Annotated in this window: 15 protein-coding genes; 9 read left to right on the top strand and 6 right to left on the bottom strand. The window is 57.6% G+C overall.

Going from position 1 to position 16,908, the window contains the following annotated elements; translation table 11 throughout:
* The first annotated feature begins 12 nt into the window (after positions 1-12).
* Entirely contained in the window at positions 13-585 is a 573-nt protein-coding gene (locus NFU03_RS14860; RefSeq protein WP_251639907.1) for a transposase, read from the top strand.
* Positions 586-663: 78 nt separating this feature from the next.
* Here the strand turns inward: NFU03_RS14860 and NFU03_RS14855 are convergent, their stop codons facing one another.
* The 5 genes from NFU03_RS14855 to NFU03_RS14835 form a co-directional block, all read right to left on the bottom strand.
* Complete coding sequence (locus NFU03_RS14855; protein ID WP_285835458.1) at positions 664-912, bottom strand: DUF3006 domain-containing protein; 249 nt, start codon at positions 910-912, stop codon at positions 664-666.
* The gene (locus tag NFU03_RS14850) at positions 909-2,060 is read right to left on the bottom strand and encodes an MBL fold metallo-hydrolase (RefSeq protein ID WP_251639905.1); all 1,152 of its coding nucleotides are present in this window, start codon (positions 2,058-2,060) and stop codon (positions 909-911) included. Before NFU03_RS14850 ends, NFU03_RS14855 begins: the two co-directional genes overlap by 4 nt.
* Before the next feature lie 155 nt (positions 2,061-2,215).
* Positions 2,216-2,590, bottom strand: coding sequence for a carboxymuconolactone decarboxylase family protein (locus NFU03_RS14845; RefSeq protein ID WP_251639904.1), 375 nt, complete (start codon positions 2,588-2,590; stop codon positions 2,216-2,218).
* A gap of 2 nt (positions 2,591-2,592) precedes the next feature.
* Positions 2,593-4,227, bottom strand: coding sequence for a thiamine pyrophosphate-binding protein (locus tag NFU03_RS14840; RefSeq protein ID WP_251639903.1), 1,635 nt, complete (start codon positions 4,225-4,227; stop codon positions 2,593-2,595).
* A gap of 13 nt (positions 4,228-4,240) precedes the next feature.
* The gene (locus NFU03_RS14835) at positions 4,241-6,466 is read right to left on the bottom strand and encodes a putative bifunctional diguanylate cyclase/phosphodiesterase (RefSeq protein ID WP_251639902.1); all 2,226 of its coding nucleotides are present in this window, start codon (positions 6,464-6,466) and stop codon (positions 4,241-4,243) included.
* Positions 6,467-6,934: 468 nt separating this feature from the next.
* Between NFU03_RS14835 and NFU03_RS14830 the strand changes: the two genes are divergently transcribed.
* The 5 genes from NFU03_RS14830 (at position 6,935) to NFU03_RS14810 (ending at position 12,035) form a co-directional block, all read left to right on the top strand.
* Positions 6,935-7,507: a uracil-DNA glycosylase gene (locus NFU03_RS14830; RefSeq protein WP_309296278.1), complete on the top strand. Its 573-nt coding sequence runs from the start codon at positions 6,935-6,937 to the stop codon at positions 7,505-7,507.
* 528 nt (positions 7,508-8,035) lie between these two features.
* On the top strand, positions 8,036-8,584 hold the full coding sequence (locus NFU03_RS14825) for a competence protein ComK (protein ID WP_251639900.1): 549 nt from the start codon (positions 8,036-8,038) through the stop codon (positions 8,582-8,584).
* 313 nt (positions 8,585-8,897) lie between these two features.
* Entirely contained in the window at positions 8,898-9,464 is a 567-nt protein-coding gene (locus NFU03_RS14820) for a glycerol-3-phosphate acyltransferase (RefSeq protein ID WP_251639899.1), read from the top strand.
* Entirely contained in the window at positions 9,461-11,035 is a 1,575-nt protein-coding gene (locus tag NFU03_RS14815; protein WP_251639898.1) for an aminotransferase class V-fold PLP-dependent enzyme, read from the top strand. The genes NFU03_RS14820 and NFU03_RS14815 overlap by 4 nt, the downstream gene beginning before the upstream one ends.
* 49 nt (positions 11,036-11,084) lie before the next feature.
* Positions 11,085-12,035: a hypothetical protein gene (locus NFU03_RS14810; protein WP_251639897.1), complete on the top strand. Its 951-nt coding sequence runs from the start codon at positions 11,085-11,087 to the stop codon at positions 12,033-12,035.
* An 8-nt stretch (positions 12,036-12,043) separates the two neighbouring features.
* On the opposite strand, the gene NFU03_RS14805 is transcribed toward NFU03_RS14810, so the two are convergent.
* A complete protein-coding gene (locus NFU03_RS14805) occupies positions 12,044-12,412 on the bottom strand; it encodes a VOC family protein (RefSeq protein ID WP_251639896.1) in 369 nt (122 codons plus the stop codon).
* Between the two features lie 229 nt (positions 12,413-12,641).
* On the opposite strand from NFU03_RS14805, the gene NFU03_RS14800 reads away from it, so the two are divergent.
* The 3 genes from NFU03_RS14800 to NFU03_RS14790 all read left to right on the top strand — a co-directional run bounded on the left by NFU03_RS14800 (position 12,642) and on the right by NFU03_RS14790 (position 16,521).
* Positions 12,642-14,282, top strand: coding sequence for a catalase (locus NFU03_RS14800; protein WP_251639895.1), 1,641 nt, complete (start codon positions 12,642-12,644; stop codon positions 14,280-14,282).
* A 419-nt stretch (positions 14,283-14,701) separates the two neighbouring features.
* Positions 14,702-16,003, top strand: a complete 1,302-nt coding sequence (locus NFU03_RS14795) for a hypothetical protein (protein WP_251639894.1) — start codon at positions 14,702-14,704, stop codon at positions 16,001-16,003.
* A 38-nt stretch (positions 16,004-16,041) separates the two neighbouring features.
* Positions 16,042-16,521 (top strand): GNAT family N-acetyltransferase, encoded by a 480-nt coding sequence (locus NFU03_RS14790; RefSeq protein WP_251639893.1) that lies wholly within the window; start codon positions 16,042-16,044, stop codon positions 16,519-16,521.
* The last annotated feature ends 387 nt before the right edge of the window (positions 16,522-16,908 follow it).

Here is a 16,908-nt window from a genome sequence, read left to right as displayed (position 1 = left end):
AGGGGGAATTCCATGGGGCGCCGCAAGCGGGATTGGCATCCGGGGATCTATTATCATGTCACGATGAGGGGGAACAACCGGGCGGACATTTTTTTGGATGAATCCGACAAACGCAGTCTCCTCGGGTTCATTGCCGACGCGCGCGAGCGGTTCACGTTCACAATGCTCGCGTATTGTATCATGTCCAACCATTATCATTTCCTGATGAATTCGGAAGACGATCTCGGCAAGATCATGCAGCGCATCAACCGGCGCTACAGTGACTATTATTCCAAACGCTACGGTCACGTCGGCCGGATCTACCAGAGCCGCTATTATAGCGGCGCCGCTGTCGGGCCGCGGACGCTCCGGATAATGAGCCGCTACATACATCGCAATCCGATCGATACGAAGCGGCCGCTAGTGGAGGAGCTTAGGGACTATCCGTTCAGCTCGTTCCCGCTCTACGCAGACGGGGAACGGGAGCTGCCGAAGTACATGGACACGCGCATCCTGCCGTCGTGCCTCGGTCCGCCGTTCGAGCAGACGGCCGCCGGGTATCTCGATTACTGCCTGCAGGACGAGGAGGAAGAGGAAGAAGAGTGAAAAAAGGGTGCCTGTGCAGCACACAATTCAGACACAATTCGGAATCGTGTCTGAATTGTGCCGCGCACAGGCACCGTTTTATTTGTTCTGATCCAGCAATTTCTGCAGCAGAGCTTCAGCCCGCTGTTTGGCGGCCAAAGTCTGCTCGGTCAGCGTAACGGCTTTGCGGACAGTGCCGTCTTCATCGAACTCGATGTCCAGTATATCGCCTTGCTCTACAGTTGACGGCAATTCAGCGACGGGGATATCACGCTGCACAGTCTCGTTCCCGCGTTCGAGCATAACTGCGACATCCCCCTCAAAACGATCAATAGTGTAGACAGTCATCGCTCACACGCCCATCCGTCTTTGTCACGGTCATGCTTCGGTGCGTATGCCGGATGTCCTTTCTTGACTCCATGCGGGTAGACTTGTCGGAGCGCCGTGCAGTTTTGGAAGCTTTTCGGTGCGCCGGGCTTCACATACAGACCTGAGCTGGCAGCAGGCGTCGGCTTCGGTTTGGCTGGTGCCGGCTTGGCAGGCGCAGGTTTCACAGGTGCTGGTTTTGCGGGCGCTGGCTTCGGTTTCACCGGGACGGGCACCGGTTTCACGGCAGAAGTCACCCAGGGCTTGGCGGAAACAGTATGTGTCTTGCCGTCGGTCGTCACCGTGATGTCTCCCGACACGGCCGTCGAGTAGATGTTCGCACCTGCATTTTTCAAGACTGTCACAGCTGAGGCATGTGGATGGCCGTACGTGTTGTCAATGCCGTACGAAAGGACAGCGCCGGCTGGATTAACAGCTTTCACGAAGGCAGCTGAGCTGCTCGTATTGGAGCCGTGATGACCCGCTTTCAAATAGGTGCTTTTCAGTTCGGGATTTTTCAGCAACGCGGTCTCCGTCTTCAGGCCGGCGTCACCGGTGAAGAGGAAGCTGACAGCGCCGTACGTCACTTTCGTCACGACGGACGCGTCATTCGTATCGTCCGCTTTCGGGTTCGCGAACAAAACTTTCGCAGTCACAGCCGGGTCGAGAGCAATCGCACTGCCGGTAGCTGCCACTTTGAACGGAATCCGTTTTTGATCGATCAAAGTCAGCAAATCGAAATACGTCTCTGTCGTGTGGACTTTTCCGCTGTCGATGAACTGCTTCACAGGGAATGTCCGAAGCACTTCGTTGAGCCCGCCGATATGATCTGCGTCGGGGTGGGTCGCGATGACTGTGTCGAGCGTCTTGACGCCTTTCGCTTTCAGGAAGGCGGTTACTTTCTTACCGGCGGCTTCCTTTCCGCCGTCGACCAGCATATTTTTGCCGTTTGGCGTCTGGACGAGGATGGAGTCTCCCTGCCCGACATCGATGAAATGGACTTTCAGTTGTTTGGCTGGTGCGTTCGGGCTGGCGGCAGCAGTTTTACTCGTCGCAGCATCCGCGCTGCTCATGATGGGTACCAAGAAACCTAGGAACAAGGCCATCATGGCTAATAGAATTCGGTTCACGCCATAGCTCTCCTTTTATTGTCGAGTGCAATACACCTTTATCATACTCTTCCAATATATGGCCGTCCAGCGAAACTTCAAGTTATGTACCTGTGCATCACACAACTTCGACACGATTCTGAATCGTGTCTGAGTTGTGTGGCGCACAGGTACCTTCATTTTCGTTCTTGGAAGACTTCGGCGGCGAGGCCCATGGCTTGGACGGCTTTCGGGAAGCCTGTGTAGCCGATGCAGTGGATGATGACCTCTTTGATCTCCTCTTCGGTCAGCCCGGCGTTCAGGGCGGCGTGCAGGTGGACGCGGAGCTGGTCGAATGCCCCTTGTGTGATGAGGGAAGTGAGCGTGATGATTTCCCTTGTCTTCAGATCCAATTCGCTTCTGCCGTATAAATCACCGAAGCCGAAGGAGACGATCATCTCCCATAAGTCGGGCGAGACGGCTTTCATCTGTTCCATTTGGATACGCGTATCAGCGGAGAACAGCTTTTCCATGACGTGCTCGCCCTGTTTGTATCGTTCAGTTGAATCCATCTTTATTGCCTCCCCATTGTCGGCGGAATTTCGTCTTGGTCGACGAGGACTTCGACGACCGCCGGTTTGTCCGTACGCTGGATGGTGTGCAGTGCCTGCTCGATAGCGGCAGCGGTTTCCGCCGGCCCTGTGCTGGTGACGGCCTCGACGCCCATCGATTTCGCAAACGCCGCAGCATCGAGCGGTGTTTCGTACGTGCCGCCGATCGAGGTGCCGATCATTTTGCGCATTCCTTTTTCCACCATGTCGAGGCAGCCGTTGTTCAGGACGACGAACAGCACAGCCGCATTATAATTCTGTGCGGTCGACAGTTCCGTGCCGTGCATGAACAGGCACCCGTCGCCGACGAGGCAGACGATCGGCTTTTCGGGTGCCGCGAGCTTCGCGCCGATCGCATAGCCGAGCCCGTTGCCCATCGCCCCAAAGATGTCATCGAAAAAGAACGTGCCGGGCTGAAGGATGTCGAAATGCTGGATTCCGTAAAATGAATGGCTGCCATCGTCCCCGAAGATGATCGCGTCGTCAGGAAGGGCCCGGCGCATCGCCTGTACGGCATGAACCGCGGACATCCGGCGGCCCGGTTCTGCTTCCGGCAGAGCAGGCGGCGCGTATGGCAGCACGAACGAATCGCTGTCCGGCTCAGGAATCCCTTCCAGCAGCCGTGTCAGGTTCGCGCGGATATCTCCGAGAATCGGTGTGGCAGGCACCGGCAGCGACTTGCCGATGAACGTCGGATCGTAGTCGAAATGGAGGATATGCTCCGGGTACATCGTTTCCGACAGGCCCGCGACGGACATGTCGCTCAGCTGGGTGCCGATGACGATCATCAGGTCGGCCGGTTCCTGCAAATACGCCGCGGATTCCGGGGTGCCGCCAAGACCAAACGCGCCGAGCGACAGCTTGTGGTTAGACGGGAACGTTCCTTTGCCGCCCGGAGTCGTCATGACCGGAATATGGTAATGCTCCGCAAGTTTCCGGACTTCATCGTAAGCCCGGCTCGAATGGACGCCTTTGCCGAGGAAGAGGACCGGCCGTTCGGCACTTTCCATCATGGCAGCTGCCCGCCTGAGTTCCGGCGAGATGAGGTCGTAGTTTATCGGGAAATCGAGTGTAAACGGCTCTATCTCTTCAAGCAAGACGTCGAACGGAATGGACAGATGGACCGGTCCCCGGACGCCGGAAACCGCCTTCTCCAGCGCATGACGCAGAAGTGGCTCCAGCAGGTCGGCGCGGTCGACACGTGCGCTGAACTTCGTCACGTGGCGGAACATGTCTGTCAGATCCGTGCCGAACAGGCTGGAATCCTGACCCATCGGCTTGCCGGTATCCTTAGCGGAAGGGTGGCCCGTGATGAGCAGCAGCGGCACGTGGAACGCCTTCGCCTGGCCTGCAGCGGATAAAAGATTCGTCCCGCCCGGCCCGGATGTCCCGACAGCGACGCCGATCGTCCCATTCATGAGCGCATATCCACCGGCTTCATACCCTGCCGCGGCCTCGTGCTTGCTGAGGACGAACGTCATGTCGTGCTCGAGCATGGCGAACAGCAGCGGCGACACGGCTTTACCGGGAATGCCGAAGATATGCTGGACGCCCCACTGCTTGAAGTTGCGGATCAATACGGATGCAGCTGTTTGCATAGTTCTTTCTCTCCTATCTGTCATACCCGCTGAAATGCGTGGCATCGATCTCCTGCGCCGGTATCGGCCTGCCGAAGTAGTACCCTTGGGAGATGTCGCATTGCTGGCGTCTCAGGAATTCGAGCTGTCCTGCAGTTTCGACACCTTCCGCGATCACATCCTTCTTCAAGCTGTGGGCAAGGGAAATGATGGCATCGACGATGATCTCGTCGTTTTCATCGTTTGCGAGTTCATTCACAAATGATTTGTCGATCTTGATGTAGTCGATGGGCAGCGTCTTCAAATGGTTCAGCGAGCTGTAGCCGGTCCCGAAATCGTCGACGCTGATGCCGACACCGAGTTCTTTCAGATCGCGCAGCACTTCAATCGCATAGTTGTAGTCCATCGCCATATGCTCGGTGATCTCAAGGACGAGGTAACGGGGTTCAAGCCCCGTGCGCTCCAGCACGGCGGCGACGAGGTCGACGATGCTTCGGGTGAGGAATTGCTGGGCCGACAAGTTGACTGACACTTTGACAGGCGGAAGCCCGCTGTCCTGCCAGCGCTTGTTCTGCGCGCAGGCTTCTTGCAGCACCCATTCGCCGAGCTGCGTGATCAGCCCGTTCTCTTCAGCGAGGGTGATGAACCGGTCAGGCGCGAGGAGTCCGAGCCGTGGATGGTTCCAGCGGACAAGCGCTTCGAATCCGACGAGCTGCCCGGTCGCATTGTGCACCTGCGGCTGGTAATGAAGGATGAAGTCGTGGTTCTCGAGGCCGCTTCGCAGGTCGAATGAGAGACTCGACTCAACCAGTGCGGACTCCAGCAGCTCAGGCGTATGGAGCACGATCCGGTTCTTCCCCTGGACTTTCGCCTGGTACATCGCGTTGTCGGCGTTGATGAGGAACTGCTCTTTCGTGATCGGGACATCCGGGTACAGCGCCACGCCGATGCTCGCGGTCGTCACGAGCTCCCGGCCGTTGACGGTGACTGGGGTCTGCAAGGCGATCCGCATCTCTTCCGCAAGCGTCATGACGGAGGCGGCAGATGGAAAGTCCTTCAGAAGGAGGATGAATTCATCGCCCCCCATCCTGGCGAGGAGGTCATGCTCCGAGACGAACGGCGACAGCAGCCGGCTCACTTGCCGCAGCAGCTGATCCCCGTACGAATGCCCGAAGTTGTCGTTGATGACCTTGAAGCGGTCGAGGTCGAAAAAAAGCAGCGCGGCATTTTCCGCACGGCTTTCTTCAAGTTCAGAGATGACAGTTTCGAGTGATTTGTTCAAGTACCGCCGGTTCGGCAGGCCGGTCAGGTCGTCGTGGAAGGCCAGGTAATTGTACTGTTCCTGCAGCAAATACCGGTCCGTGATGTCGCGGAACTGCCCGAATGCACCAATCATCCTGCCGTCCTCGTACACCGGCTGTGCGTCGAACAGGCAGACGACGGTTTCACCTCTGCTGTTCTCGAATTTCAATTCCTCGTCCTCGAACACCGCCTCGCGATCGAGCACGTCGGCGAAATACCGGCCGGTCAGGTCCGATTCCCGGATATTCCGTCCGATCACCGTGCCGCGCGCGGTTCCCGACAGTTCCTGTGCGAAATGATTGAACTCGGTCGTCACGCCGTTTTCATCCGTAATGACGATCCCGTTCCGCGTGCGACTCAGCATGATCTGGTTCAGCACGGAGAGTTTGCGGTTCTGTTTGCGCAGCTGCAGCTCACGCTCGATCGTGTCGACGACCTGGGCTAGCATCGAGAGGAACAGAGGATTCTGCAGGTCGATCGGCATCATGATCGACAGGCTGCCGAGGAGCTGCTCTTCATCCATATACCGGAACGACGAGCCGTAACAGGCCATCCCATGGAGGAACGTGTGGTAGTGCTGATCACCGATGATGCTGATCGGATGCGGCTGCTGCAGCGATAGGCTGACGACATTCGTCCCTGTGTCCTCCGGGGTGAACAGGCTGCCGGGGGAGATGCCGAGTTCGGCGATCGTCGACTTGATGGTCTCATCGCCGACAACGTCCAGCAGATAGCCGTATGCATCCGAGACGCCGACCAAAACGGGCAGTCCTTGCAGGGAATCCAACAATTTTTCCGAGAAAAAGTGGACGACCGACAAAATTTCCTGATAGGACCGCCGGCGCGCCTGGAAGACAGCGTCATCCAAGAAATTCTTCGGGATGCACACCTCCTCCGGGTCCATCCCGGCTTCGCGGCAGAATGCATTGGCTTCATTAATATAATACGGAGTTTCCATGTTTCGCCTACCTCCTTTCATCTTTGCATGGAACAAGCGCATCGGGCTGCGCTTCGTGAAGAGAAAACGTTTTTTTGTTATTCTAATAAACTACAACACTTTGAAAATGACGTAAAGAGAAATATATACGGATGAAATACCCTGATTCGTTTATACAATTCATACTGTTCATTTACCCGCATCCCTTCTGATATATGCACTCCTGCGGTCCGGACGGCGCGGCTGCTGCGATGGGGAAAACGGACGTATCATTGCGGGGGATTTCGTGAAAGCATTGTTCAAGAAAGACGGACAAGAGGTAAGATTCCTCTCTGTCCGTCTTTTTTCGTTTTTTTGGTACCTGTGCGCCACACAACTCAGAAATTATTCTGAATAGTGCTCAAATTGTATGGTGCACAGGCACCGGTAAACGGGGGCAGGCCGATTAACCAGGCGCCGGCCGGGTATGCTTTCTTATGAAGGAAGGTGATGGAGTTGGCGGAATTTTGTCCAGAAGTGTGGCCTGAAGATCCGGTGCCCGGCTGCGAACGGGATTGCCGGGACTGCGGGCTCTATACGCATGGCAGCCGGATGGTGTGGGGAGAAGGGAATCCGGAGGCGCCGGTCATGGTGATCCTCGACAATCCGGGTGCCCGGGAAGACAAGGAAGGGCAGCCGATGGTGTGCGGAACGAGGCAGGCGCTGCAGCAGGCGGTATATGAAGCCGGCCTGCACAAGGATCAGGTGTACGTCACGTACATCCTGAAACGGAGACCGCGGCGTGCCTATGATAAGGAAGAAACACGGCACATCTGCATGAGGCACTTGAACGCCCAGCTGGAGTTGCACAAGCCGAAACTGCTGATCTGTTTCGGCAATGTGGCGGTCCAGGCATTCTTCCATAGCCCGGACGCCGACGTAAAAAGCATGCGCGGCTCATTTTATGACGTGGACGGCTGGCGGACGACGGTCGGCTACCACCCGCTGGCGGTCCGTCGCCGTCCGAATCTATACAAGCTGCTGCTCGAAGACATGCAGCGGGTCGCCGATGAATTGCAATAAGGGAATTGCAAAAAGGTACCTGTGCGACACACAATTCAGACACTATTCTGAATCGTGTCCAAATTGTGTGGTGCACAGGCACCGTCGAGAAGGGAGGAAACCAACGGATTGAAAAGATATTGCAAGATTTGGCAAGTTGTGAGAAAGTTTTTCGAAAATTGATAAAATATTGCAGTTTCTTGTAGACGGGCAAGGTAATATTTACTATAATTGCTTTATTACTAGGTTATGAGTCACTGTTTCAATCGTTCAAAGTATTCATGTCGGTCGGCGGTGTACGGGAAAGTGCCGGCTTGGACAAGGTGCAGCCAGTGCTTGTTTTTCGTGAAGGAAATGTCTGGTGCGCCGTAAGCGGAAGCGCTGAGAGGAGGTGAGACTGTGGAGCGGCGCGCGAGAAGGCAGAAAACCCCCGGGTGTGAAAGTCGTGGTGGACCCACCCGAGGGGAGAACGCTGGGTATACCAGCTTATGTGCTAGTATACCCTTTTTCAGCAAGATTGAAAGACAAAATTGAAAAGGGGATAGGGGAATGCCTGAAAACGAACAGTATATCATTACGACTGAAACGAGTGTCATTTTTCCTTATTACAATGAAAGCGGCCGGCTCCTGTCGATGATTCTCGAGGGAGATCAGATCCTGTTCATCGACAGCAGGCCGACTGAAATCATCGATTACAACCTGCGCCGCATCGGGTCGAGCCTGAAAGGGGCGATGGAAGGGGCGTCCGAAATTCTCGGGAGGACGTTCATGTCGCCTGTCAGCATCAGCAAGACCCACCGCATCTACATGACGCCGACGTCTTCGCCGAGGTCCGAGAGCTGCATCTGGCTTGCCGTGGGCCAGGTGGACCGGTACGTCTGTAATGCGCGGAACGAAGTGACCGTCGTGCTGCGCAACGGCAGTACGGTCGAGCTGCCGCTGAGCGCGTACCAGTTCAAGGAGCGTGTCCGGCAGGCGTGCACGCTGCAGTATTCGATCGAGTCGAACTCGCGGCAGGCGATGAAAGTGAAAGAGAACTACACGCAGTCGTACATGCTGAGGAAGCCTGAAAAAGGACTGAATTACGAGGACGAATGATGGACTGATCTGTGTGATGAATGAAGTTGAAGGCTTGGGTGTGCGCTCCCGGAAGCTGGGGAAGTGCATGCCTGGGCTTTTCGGGTTGGTGTTTGGTCTCGGTTTGAGCGTTTGCGATGGCTGCTTGAGCGCTTATGGTCGCAGCTTGAGCGTTTCTGAGCCGGCTTGATCGCCTGCAGAGAGCATTTGAGCGGTTTACCCACTGCTTGATCGCTTGCACAGCCGCCGAATTTATTAACGCGTCACAACAGGGATTGGCAGGCAGTATGTCGAAAGTGAAGTGACAGAGTTTGCGGGCGGGGGGAGTTGCGTGATGGCGGTGGTGCTGCTGATTGGATCGTATGTGCTCGGCGGATTCCTGCCGGCGCTGTATGCCGGGGGACGCTCGGGGCGGTCGGTCCGGACGGCGGGGAGCGGAAATCCGGGGGCGCGGAATGCGGGGCGCGTGTTCGGGAAGCGGGCGTTCATCACGGTTCTCGTCGTCGATGCGGCGAAAGGGGCCATCCCTGTGCTTGCGGCGACCGGACTCGGGTACGGCCTGCCGTTCCAGCTGCTCGCGCTCACCGCGGTCATGCTCGGACACTGCTTCCCGCTGTTCCATCATTTTCGCGGCGGAAAAGGGGCGGCGGCTTTTGCGGGCGGTCTGCTGGCGGCGGATCCATGGCTAGCGGTCCCGGTCGTCGCGCTGTTCGCCGTCCTGTATCCGCTGCTCCGCAAGACGACGCGGGCCGGCGTATTGGCGGCATCAGCCGCAGTGCCCGGGTGCATCGTGCTGCACGGCTGGACAGCGGGCGCGGTGTCCGTATTGCCCGTCGCATTGCTGCTTTTCGCCCACCGCAGTGATCTGCGGATCCAAATGAACAGGAGGCGGTCGGAATGACATATTATTATCGGCTGGCCGTGATGCCGGAGGACGCGGAAGCGATCCACCGGCTGAATTACAGGACATTCGTCGAGGAGATCCCCCAGCATTCGCCGGATGCGACGGGCCGTCTTATTGATAAATTCCACGGAGAGAATACATATATGCTGTGCATGAAAGACGGGGAACTTGCCGGGATGATCGCGCTGCGCGCAGCCCGTCCGTTTTCATTGGATGAAAAGGTCGGTCCCGTGGAGGTCTCGCTCGACGATCCGCCGGAGAACCCGGTCGAGGTCCGGCTGCTCGCCGTCGACCCGGCGCACCGGTCCGGCCGGGCGTTCTTCGGCATGCTGCAGGCGCTCGTCAACTGGTGTCTGAGAGAAGGCTATGATGCCGCCGTCATCTCCGGCACGGTCCGGGAGCTAAAACTGTACCGCCGCCTCGGCTTCGTGCCGTTCGCGGAGCCGGTCGGGACGGAAGAAGCCCGATATGTGCCGATGATCCTGACACCCGCGACGTATGCCGACAGTCCGGCGCAGCGCCTCGGCCGGCCGATGGTGAACTTCCTGCCGGGCCCCGTCACACTTGCGGAAAACGTGCGCGCGGCCCTCATGCAGGAGCCCGTTTCGCACCGGTCACCGCAATACGCCCGCCGGCTCGCTTCGGTGCAATCGTACCTCAAGTCGCTGACCGGTGCGAGATATGTCCAGCTGCTGCAAGGGACCGGAACGCTTGCCAATGACGCGGTCGCCGCCCAACTGAAGCGGCTTGGAGGCAGGGGGCTCATCCTCGTGAACGGGGAATTCGGCCGCCGGCTCTGTGACCATGCGGCGCGGAACGGCCTCGCTTTCGACTGCCTCACTCAAGATTACGGACAGCCGTTCTGCATGGAGGCCCTGTCTGCGCAGCTCGATGCCGGCCAGTACGCCTGGCTCTGGACGGTCCACTGCGAAACGTCGACAGGGGTGCTGAACCCGCTGGAGGAGATCGCGAGCCTATGCCGCGCACGGGGAATCCGGATCGCCGCCGACTGTGCAAGTTCTCTCGGCACGGTGCCCGTCAGCCTGAGGAACATCGATTTCGCCAGTTCCGTCAGCGGCAAAGGGCTCGCCGGCTGCACCGGTCTTGCGATCGTTTTCTATAATGAACACTTGAGTCCCGACACGGCCATCCCGCGCTACTTGGACGTCGGTTCCTATGAAGCTGCCGGCGGCATTCCCTATACCCAGTCGTCGAATCTGCTGTTTGCGCTGGATGCGGCGCTCGTGAATTTGTCCGAAGCTGCTGACGGACATTTCGAACAGGTCCGGCTTGCTGCACGACAGATGCGTACCGGCGCGGAATCACTCGGCTTCACTGTCCTGGCACCTGAAGAAGCGACAAGCCCCGGCGTCCTGACACTGGTGCCGCCGTCCGGGCTGTCTGCGCGGGCGCTCGGCGATGATCTGTTCCTGAACGGTTTCCGCATGCATTATGAAAGCGGGTATTTGGCGGAGCGGAACTGGCTGCAGGCGGCGCTCATGACGGTGCCGGACGAGGCGGACATCACGCGGTTCCTCGACGTGCTGCAAAAGCTTGCTGCCGAGTGAAACCTTCGTTCCGCCTGCTGCGTATAAGTGGAAAAAGGGGGCGGTCCGGATGAACGGGACGATGCAGGAGCGTCAGATGGCGCTGACATTGAAGAAACAGGAATATGCGCGGGTCTGCCGCCGGCTCGAGGATGCCGAGCAGCGGCTGAGCCGGGCGAAGGCGGAGAACGGGCGGCTCGGACGGGCGCTGACGAAGGAACAGCACGACGTCATGAAGCTCGGCCGGTTTTCATTTCTGAATAAAGTCAAGGAATGGACGGGATCGCTCGATCAGAAGATGGAGAAGGAGATCGCGGAAGCTGCGGCAGCAGAAGTCGCGTTCAACGAATCGGAGAAGCACGTGGAGGACTTGACGTATGAAGTGGATGTGCTGAAGAAGACGGCGGCGAATCCGGAGTACGCCCATCTCGACGAAGACTGGGCGGCGTTCCTGGAAGAAAAAGAGCTGTGGATCCGCATGAACGATGAGACGTCCCAGGCGACGCTGCAGAAGATCGCCGACGACCGCGTCCGTGTGCGTTCGATGCTGCGTGAGCTCGACGAAGCGATCGAAGCCGGCGACAAGGCCGTACGCGCGCTCGACCGGGCGATCGACAAGCTGAGCAATGCGGAAGGGCTGTCGATGTGGGATACGTTCCTCGGCGGCGGGCTTCTTGTGTCGGCGCTGAAGTATTCGGAAGTGAACAGTTCCGACGACCTCGTGCATGCGGCGCAGCGGGCGCTCCGTCACTACGAAACTGAGCTGATGGACGTCCAGGAAGCCGCGACGGCATCATTCCAGGTGAACCGTAACGACATCTTCACGTTCACTGACCTGTTCTTCGATAATATCTTTTCGGATTTCGCGGTCCATTCCCGGATCACCGAAGGGAAGCAGAAGCTGAATGACGTGCTGCAGGACGTCCGTCGCGTCCAGACGCAGCTCGCCCGCAAAAAAGAAGCGTCCGAGACGGAGCTCGAACGCCTGGACGCGGATGAGAAACGGATTTTATTGTCCTGAATCAAGAATTACTTGAACTCCAGAAACTCGAGCCGGTTGCCGAACGGGTCATACGTGAAGAACCGCGTCCGGCCGTCGATCGGCGGTTCTTCGGTGATCGCGCAGCCTGCGTCTTCCAGCCGGGCCCGCAGTGAATCGAGCGTATCGACGGTGAATCCGGGGTGCGCTTTTTTGGATGGACTGAAATCCGGCTGGATGCCGATGTGCACTTCCTGGCTTCCGCAGACGAACCAGCAGCCGCCCCGTGCTTTCAGGTTTTCCGGTTTCGGAATCTCGGGCATGCCGAGCAGCTCCCCGTAAAACACCCTGGCCTCGGCTTCCGATCCCGGCGGTGCTGCAATCTGAATATGATCGATTCCGCTGAATGAATGCTCCAAACAGATCACCTCTTTCTTGCTCCACTATATCCGACTTCCCTGCAGATGAATAGACGGATTATTCAATGACCTGTCAACCGGTTTTCCGATCACTGCCCGGACTTCGCGGCTTCATCAGCGGGTGAGATCCGGGTTTAGTGTTTACACAAATTGGGTACCATGTGGCTAGTAATGGGGAAACACGGGAGTGGTATGCCGGCGATCCCTAAACTCAAGGTGAGGGGGAATCATGTTGGACGAAAACAAGAAGAACCAGGAAGAAGTGGAACGCGAGACGCTGACGACGCGGCAGGGGCACCCGGTGAAGGACAACCAGAACATCCGGACAATCGGGGACCGCGGGCCTGCGCTGCTTGAAAACTATCATTTCATCGAAAAGATTTCGCATTTCGACCGGGAAGAGATTCCAGAACGCGTCGTGCATGCCCGCGGTTCGGGAGCGCACGGCTATTTTGAAACGTACGGCAAGGTCGGCGGCGAGCCGGTCGAGAAGTATACGCGTGCGAAAGTGTTCTCTGGCGCCGGCAAACGGACGCCTGTCCTCGTGCGGTTTTCGACGGTCGCCGGCGCAAAGGATTCGCCGGAAACAGCCCGGGATCCGCGAGGGTTTGCGGTCAAGATGTATACCGAGGACGGCAACTGGGATCTCGTCGGCAACAACCTCAAGATCTTCTTCATCCGGGATGCGATGAAGTTCCCTGATATGATCCATGCGTTCAAGGCGGACCCGGCGTCGAACGTGCCGAACCCGCAGCGGATGTTCGACTTCGTATCGCGTTCCCCGGAAGCGACGCATATGATCACGTTCCTGTTTTCGCCGTGGGGCATCCCTGCGACGTACCGCCATATGCAGGGGTCCGGCGTGAATACGTACAAGTGGGTGAACTCAGAAGGCGAGGCTGTTCTCGTGAAATACCACTGGGAGCCGAAGCAGGGGATCCGCAACCTGACGCAGAAAGACGCGGACGTCATCCAGGCGAAGTCGGTCGGCCATGCGACGGAGGATCTATACACGGCGATCGAGCGCGGCGACTATCCGGAGTGGGAGCTGTTCGTCCAGATCATGGAGGACGACTATCACGAAGAGCTCGATTTCGATCCGCTTGACGATACGAAATTATGGCCGGAAGATAAATTCCCATGGCTGCCGGTAGGACGCATGGTGCTCGACCGCAACCCGAAAGACTTCCACGCGGAGATTGAGCAGGCGGCGTTCGGGACAGGTGTCCTCGTCGACGGGATGGACTTCTCGGACGATAAGATGCTGCAGGGCCGGACGTTTTCATATTCCGATACGCAGCGCTACCGGGTCGGCTCGAACTACTTGCAGCTGCCGGTGAACGCACCGAAGACGACTGTGCGGACGAACCAGCAGCGGGGGCAGATGGATCACCGCGACCCTGCGGAATCCGGCGGCAATCCGCACGTCAACTATGAGCCGTCGATGATCGGCGGCCTGCAGGAAGCGGATGGCGCTGAGAATCCGCCGCACCGCCCGACGTACAACGCAGCGGCGATGAGCGCGCCGATCGACCGGCCGAACAACTATGGCCAGGCGGGCGAGACGTTCCGCCAGTTCGAGGACTGGGAACGCGAGGAGCTCATCGGCAACCTGTCCGACGCGCTGGCGCAGTGCGACGTGCGCATCCAGGAAGCGATGGTCGAACATTTCACGCAGGCAGACGAGGAATACGGCCGCCTTGTGAAGGAAGGCATCGCGCGGAAAGTCGAGGAGCTGAAGGCAATGGGCGGCTCGGCGGAGCTGCCGGGCCGAGAATCGGGCAAGTCCAAATTCGGCTTCGGCACGCCGAAGATGCAGGACGCAGCGGAAGATGCCGTGGAAAAAGGGAAAGACGCCGATCCTTATTGAGTTTTGGGCTGGTTTGGGTTAATTGAATAGGAGTTTGTGCAGCGCCTCTGGTCGATGGTGGATCAGGGGCGTTTTTGGCGTGTGTTTCAGGGGTGGTGGCGGCGGTTATGAGCGGTTTTTTCGGTTTATGAGCGTTTTTTTGAATTTATGAGCGGTTTTCAGTTTTTATGAGCGTTTCCCGAGATTTATGAGCGGTTTTCCAGTTTTATGAGTGTTTTTTAAGATTTATGAGCGAAAACCAGAATTTATGAGCAGATTGAGTTCTGGAGGATGGATAAAACCATTTGGCGCGGCGCAGGCAGCGTGTAGATGATGGTTTTATTGCCGCGAAATGGCAGGAGCCCCTACTAACCCTTGCTGATCGATGGTAAACTGGTACCAACTGAACTGTTTGAATAGTGAGAGAGGCGGGATGGCGGATGGGCAGCGGGCGAAGTGGGAAATGGGTGTTCGGAGCAGCGGGAGCACTCCTGTTAATGCTCGGCGCGGCGGGTTGTACGGACCAAGACAACGGTACGAAAGAGGAAGTGACAGAGCCCGCTGGGGAGACGGAGCCGGGGAAGGGGAACGAAACGGCGGTGCAGAAGACGGAAACCCCGTCGTATCTTAAAGTGACCGATCAGAAGAAATCGCAGACGGAGCTGACAAAAGAAGCGCTGTTCGAGCAGGAGTTCGGCTCGGAAGGGCATGTCGTGAAGCTGTTCGTGCTGCCTGCGGACGAAGCGGAACGGACGGAATTGACAGAGGAGCAGGCTACGTACGAAGGAAATGCGGGCGACGAAATCGTCAAGGGGCCGCTCGCCTTCTATCTCGGCGAGCAGGGTGCGGACGAAGCCTTTTTGCAGAGTACGGAAGACCGGGAATTCCTTGTCAACTTGAACCGCGCCCCGTTCACGGTGCATCAGCTTGGTGAAACGGGTGTGTTGCAGCTGACGGAACCTGTTTCATCCAATGGAAGGGACTTGTCTTTCTGGGTGGTGAAAGACGGCGCACTTCAGGCGGTGAAAGCGGGCGGTGAGCCGGCTGTTGCGGCGGCGACCGGGAAAGCGAAGATCGTACAGGAGCGGTATGTGCAGACGTATGAGTATTACAATGCCGAGCCGGTGGGCTGGGTGTTCAGGACGTACGAGTGGCTGCCCGAGACTGCGGAACTGAAGCTGTATGACGAAAGCGAGCTGTTTATCGAGGGGCCGTTCCATTATGAAGGCGCGGCGGAAGATATCCGCGGGTTTTATCAGGAAACGGTGGACAGCTGGAATGAACTGGATGACTATGTGTATCCGTTCCCGCACTTGCATTTTCCGGCCAATCTGTCGGAACAGCTGGCATTAGGATTCCTTGTCGACGGGGAGGCTAAAGTGGGAGGCTCGGTGTCCGCTTATTTGGGGGGGCATCCTGATCTGCTCGGCGAATATGATGCGGAAGGTGCTTGGTATTACGCGTTTCCGGACGGTCTGTCGATCTATCATGGCGGCGATGACGAGATTATCGGCGTGGGATTGTCGGGTGCGAATTACTTGGAGTCGGTCGATGAGTTGCGGGCGTTGCTCGGGGAGCCGGCGGAGGAACATGGCTCGCCGGTTGACGATGAGCCGGGGCTAGAAGGGTCGAATTACGATGTCGGCAGCAGGCTGATCTATGACTTCGGCGACTACACGGCAGAGGTGACGTACCGGGACGAGACGATCGGCAGTATTTATGTGAGGAAGAAAATGGAGTGAATTAGAGATTTCCGGAATGAATGAAGGAGGGGCTCGCGATGCAAATACGCCCGATTGAAATGAAGGAAAATAAAGCGATCGAGCAGATCATCATGGAGTCGCTCGAAGCGGTCGGCCTCGACATACCGGGGACGGCGTATACCGATCCGCAGCTCGGGAATTTGGCCGGGTTTTATTCACAGCTGGAGGGTGCCGGTTATTGGGTGGCTGTGGATGCGGACGGCTCTGTGCTCGGCGGCGTCGGCATCGGACCGTTCGGCGAGGAGTCCGGCGTTTGCGAGCTGCAGAAGCTGTACGTCGACCGGGACGCGCGCGGTCGGGGGCTGTCACGGGAGCTGATGACGGCGGCGCTTGCGTTTGCGGCGCAGCATTATGAGCAGTGTTATTTGGAGACGTCAACGAAGCTTGTTGTCGCGAACGAGCTGTATGCGAAGCTCGGTTTCCGGAAGCTTGAGCAGCCGCTCGCCGGGTCGGAGCACGGTGCGATGGACGCGTGGTATATGAAAGAGCTGGACTGATTTGACGGATCGGCGGCTCGGATGAGGAAGCCCGCTCCTGCCAGAAATACTGGCGGAAGCGGGTTTTTTCTGTTGGCGGAGGGAGGCGCGGTTTTCGCAAGGCGGAATCGGCCAAATCGGCGTCAGAATCGGCCAGATGACGCGAAGAATCGGCCGAATCACGCCGACAATCGGCCAAACCACCGAGTTAATCGGCAAATGGACACGATTCAGAATCGTGTCCAAGTTGTGTGACGCACACTAGCGTTGCATAGCTGGAAATAATAGTAACATTTTGATTGGAAGACCTAACGAAAAAATCTTGCATAAACGCAAAAAAGCTCCTAATGTAGGTAGGGATGACGACTAAATCAGTTCCCTACACTATAAAAGGAGCAATACTCATGA

This window comes from Sporosarcina sp. NCCP-2716 (assembly GCF_023707985.1).
Lineage (GTDB): Bacteria > Bacillota > Bacilli > Bacillales_A > Planococcaceae > Sporosarcina.
This window is presented reverse-complemented; position numbering and strand designations above follow the sequence as displayed.

Excerpts from the sequence above, each read along its gene's own strand:
- NFU03_RS14860 (WP_251639907.1), top strand. The coding sequence starts at position 13 with ATGGGGCGCCGCAAGCGGGATTGGCATCCGGGGATCTATTATCATGTC.
- NFU03_RS14855 (WP_285835458.1), bottom strand. The coding sequence starts at position 912 with ATGACTGTCTACACTATTGATCGTTTTGAGGGGGATGTCGCAGTTATG.
- NFU03_RS14845 (WP_251639904.1), bottom strand. The coding sequence starts at position 2,590 with ATGGATTCAACTGAACGATACAAACAGGGCGAGCACGTCATGGAAAAG.
- NFU03_RS14840 (WP_251639903.1), bottom strand. The coding sequence starts at position 4,227 with ATGCAAACAGCTGCATCCGTATTGATCCGCAACTTCAAGCAGTGGGGC.
- NFU03_RS14835 (WP_251639902.1), bottom strand. The coding sequence starts at position 6,466 with ATGGAAACTCCGTATTATATTAATGAAGCCAATGCATTCTGCCGCGAA.
- NFU03_RS14830 (WP_309296278.1), top strand. The coding sequence starts at position 6,935 with ATGGAGTTGGCGGAATTTTGTCCAGAAGTGTGGCCTGAAGATCCGGTG.
- NFU03_RS14825 (WP_251639900.1), top strand. The coding sequence starts at position 8,036 with ATGCCTGAAAACGAACAGTATATCATTACGACTGAAACGAGTGTCATT.
- NFU03_RS14820 (WP_251639899.1), top strand. The coding sequence starts at position 8,898 with ATGGCGGTGGTGCTGCTGATTGGATCGTATGTGCTCGGCGGATTCCTG.
- NFU03_RS14815 (WP_251639898.1), top strand. The coding sequence starts at position 9,461 with ATGACATATTATTATCGGCTGGCCGTGATGCCGGAGGACGCGGAAGCG.
- NFU03_RS14810 (WP_251639897.1), top strand. The coding sequence starts at position 11,085 with ATGAACGGGACGATGCAGGAGCGTCAGATGGCGCTGACATTGAAGAAA.
- NFU03_RS14800 (WP_251639895.1), top strand. The coding sequence starts at position 12,642 with ATGTTGGACGAAAACAAGAAGAACCAGGAAGAAGTGGAACGCGAGACG.
- NFU03_RS14795 (WP_251639894.1), top strand. The coding sequence starts at position 14,702 with ATGGGCAGCGGGCGAAGTGGGAAATGGGTGTTCGGAGCAGCGGGAGCA.
- NFU03_RS14790 (WP_251639893.1), top strand. The coding sequence starts at position 16,042 with ATGCAAATACGCCCGATTGAAATGAAGGAAAATAAAGCGATCGAGCAG.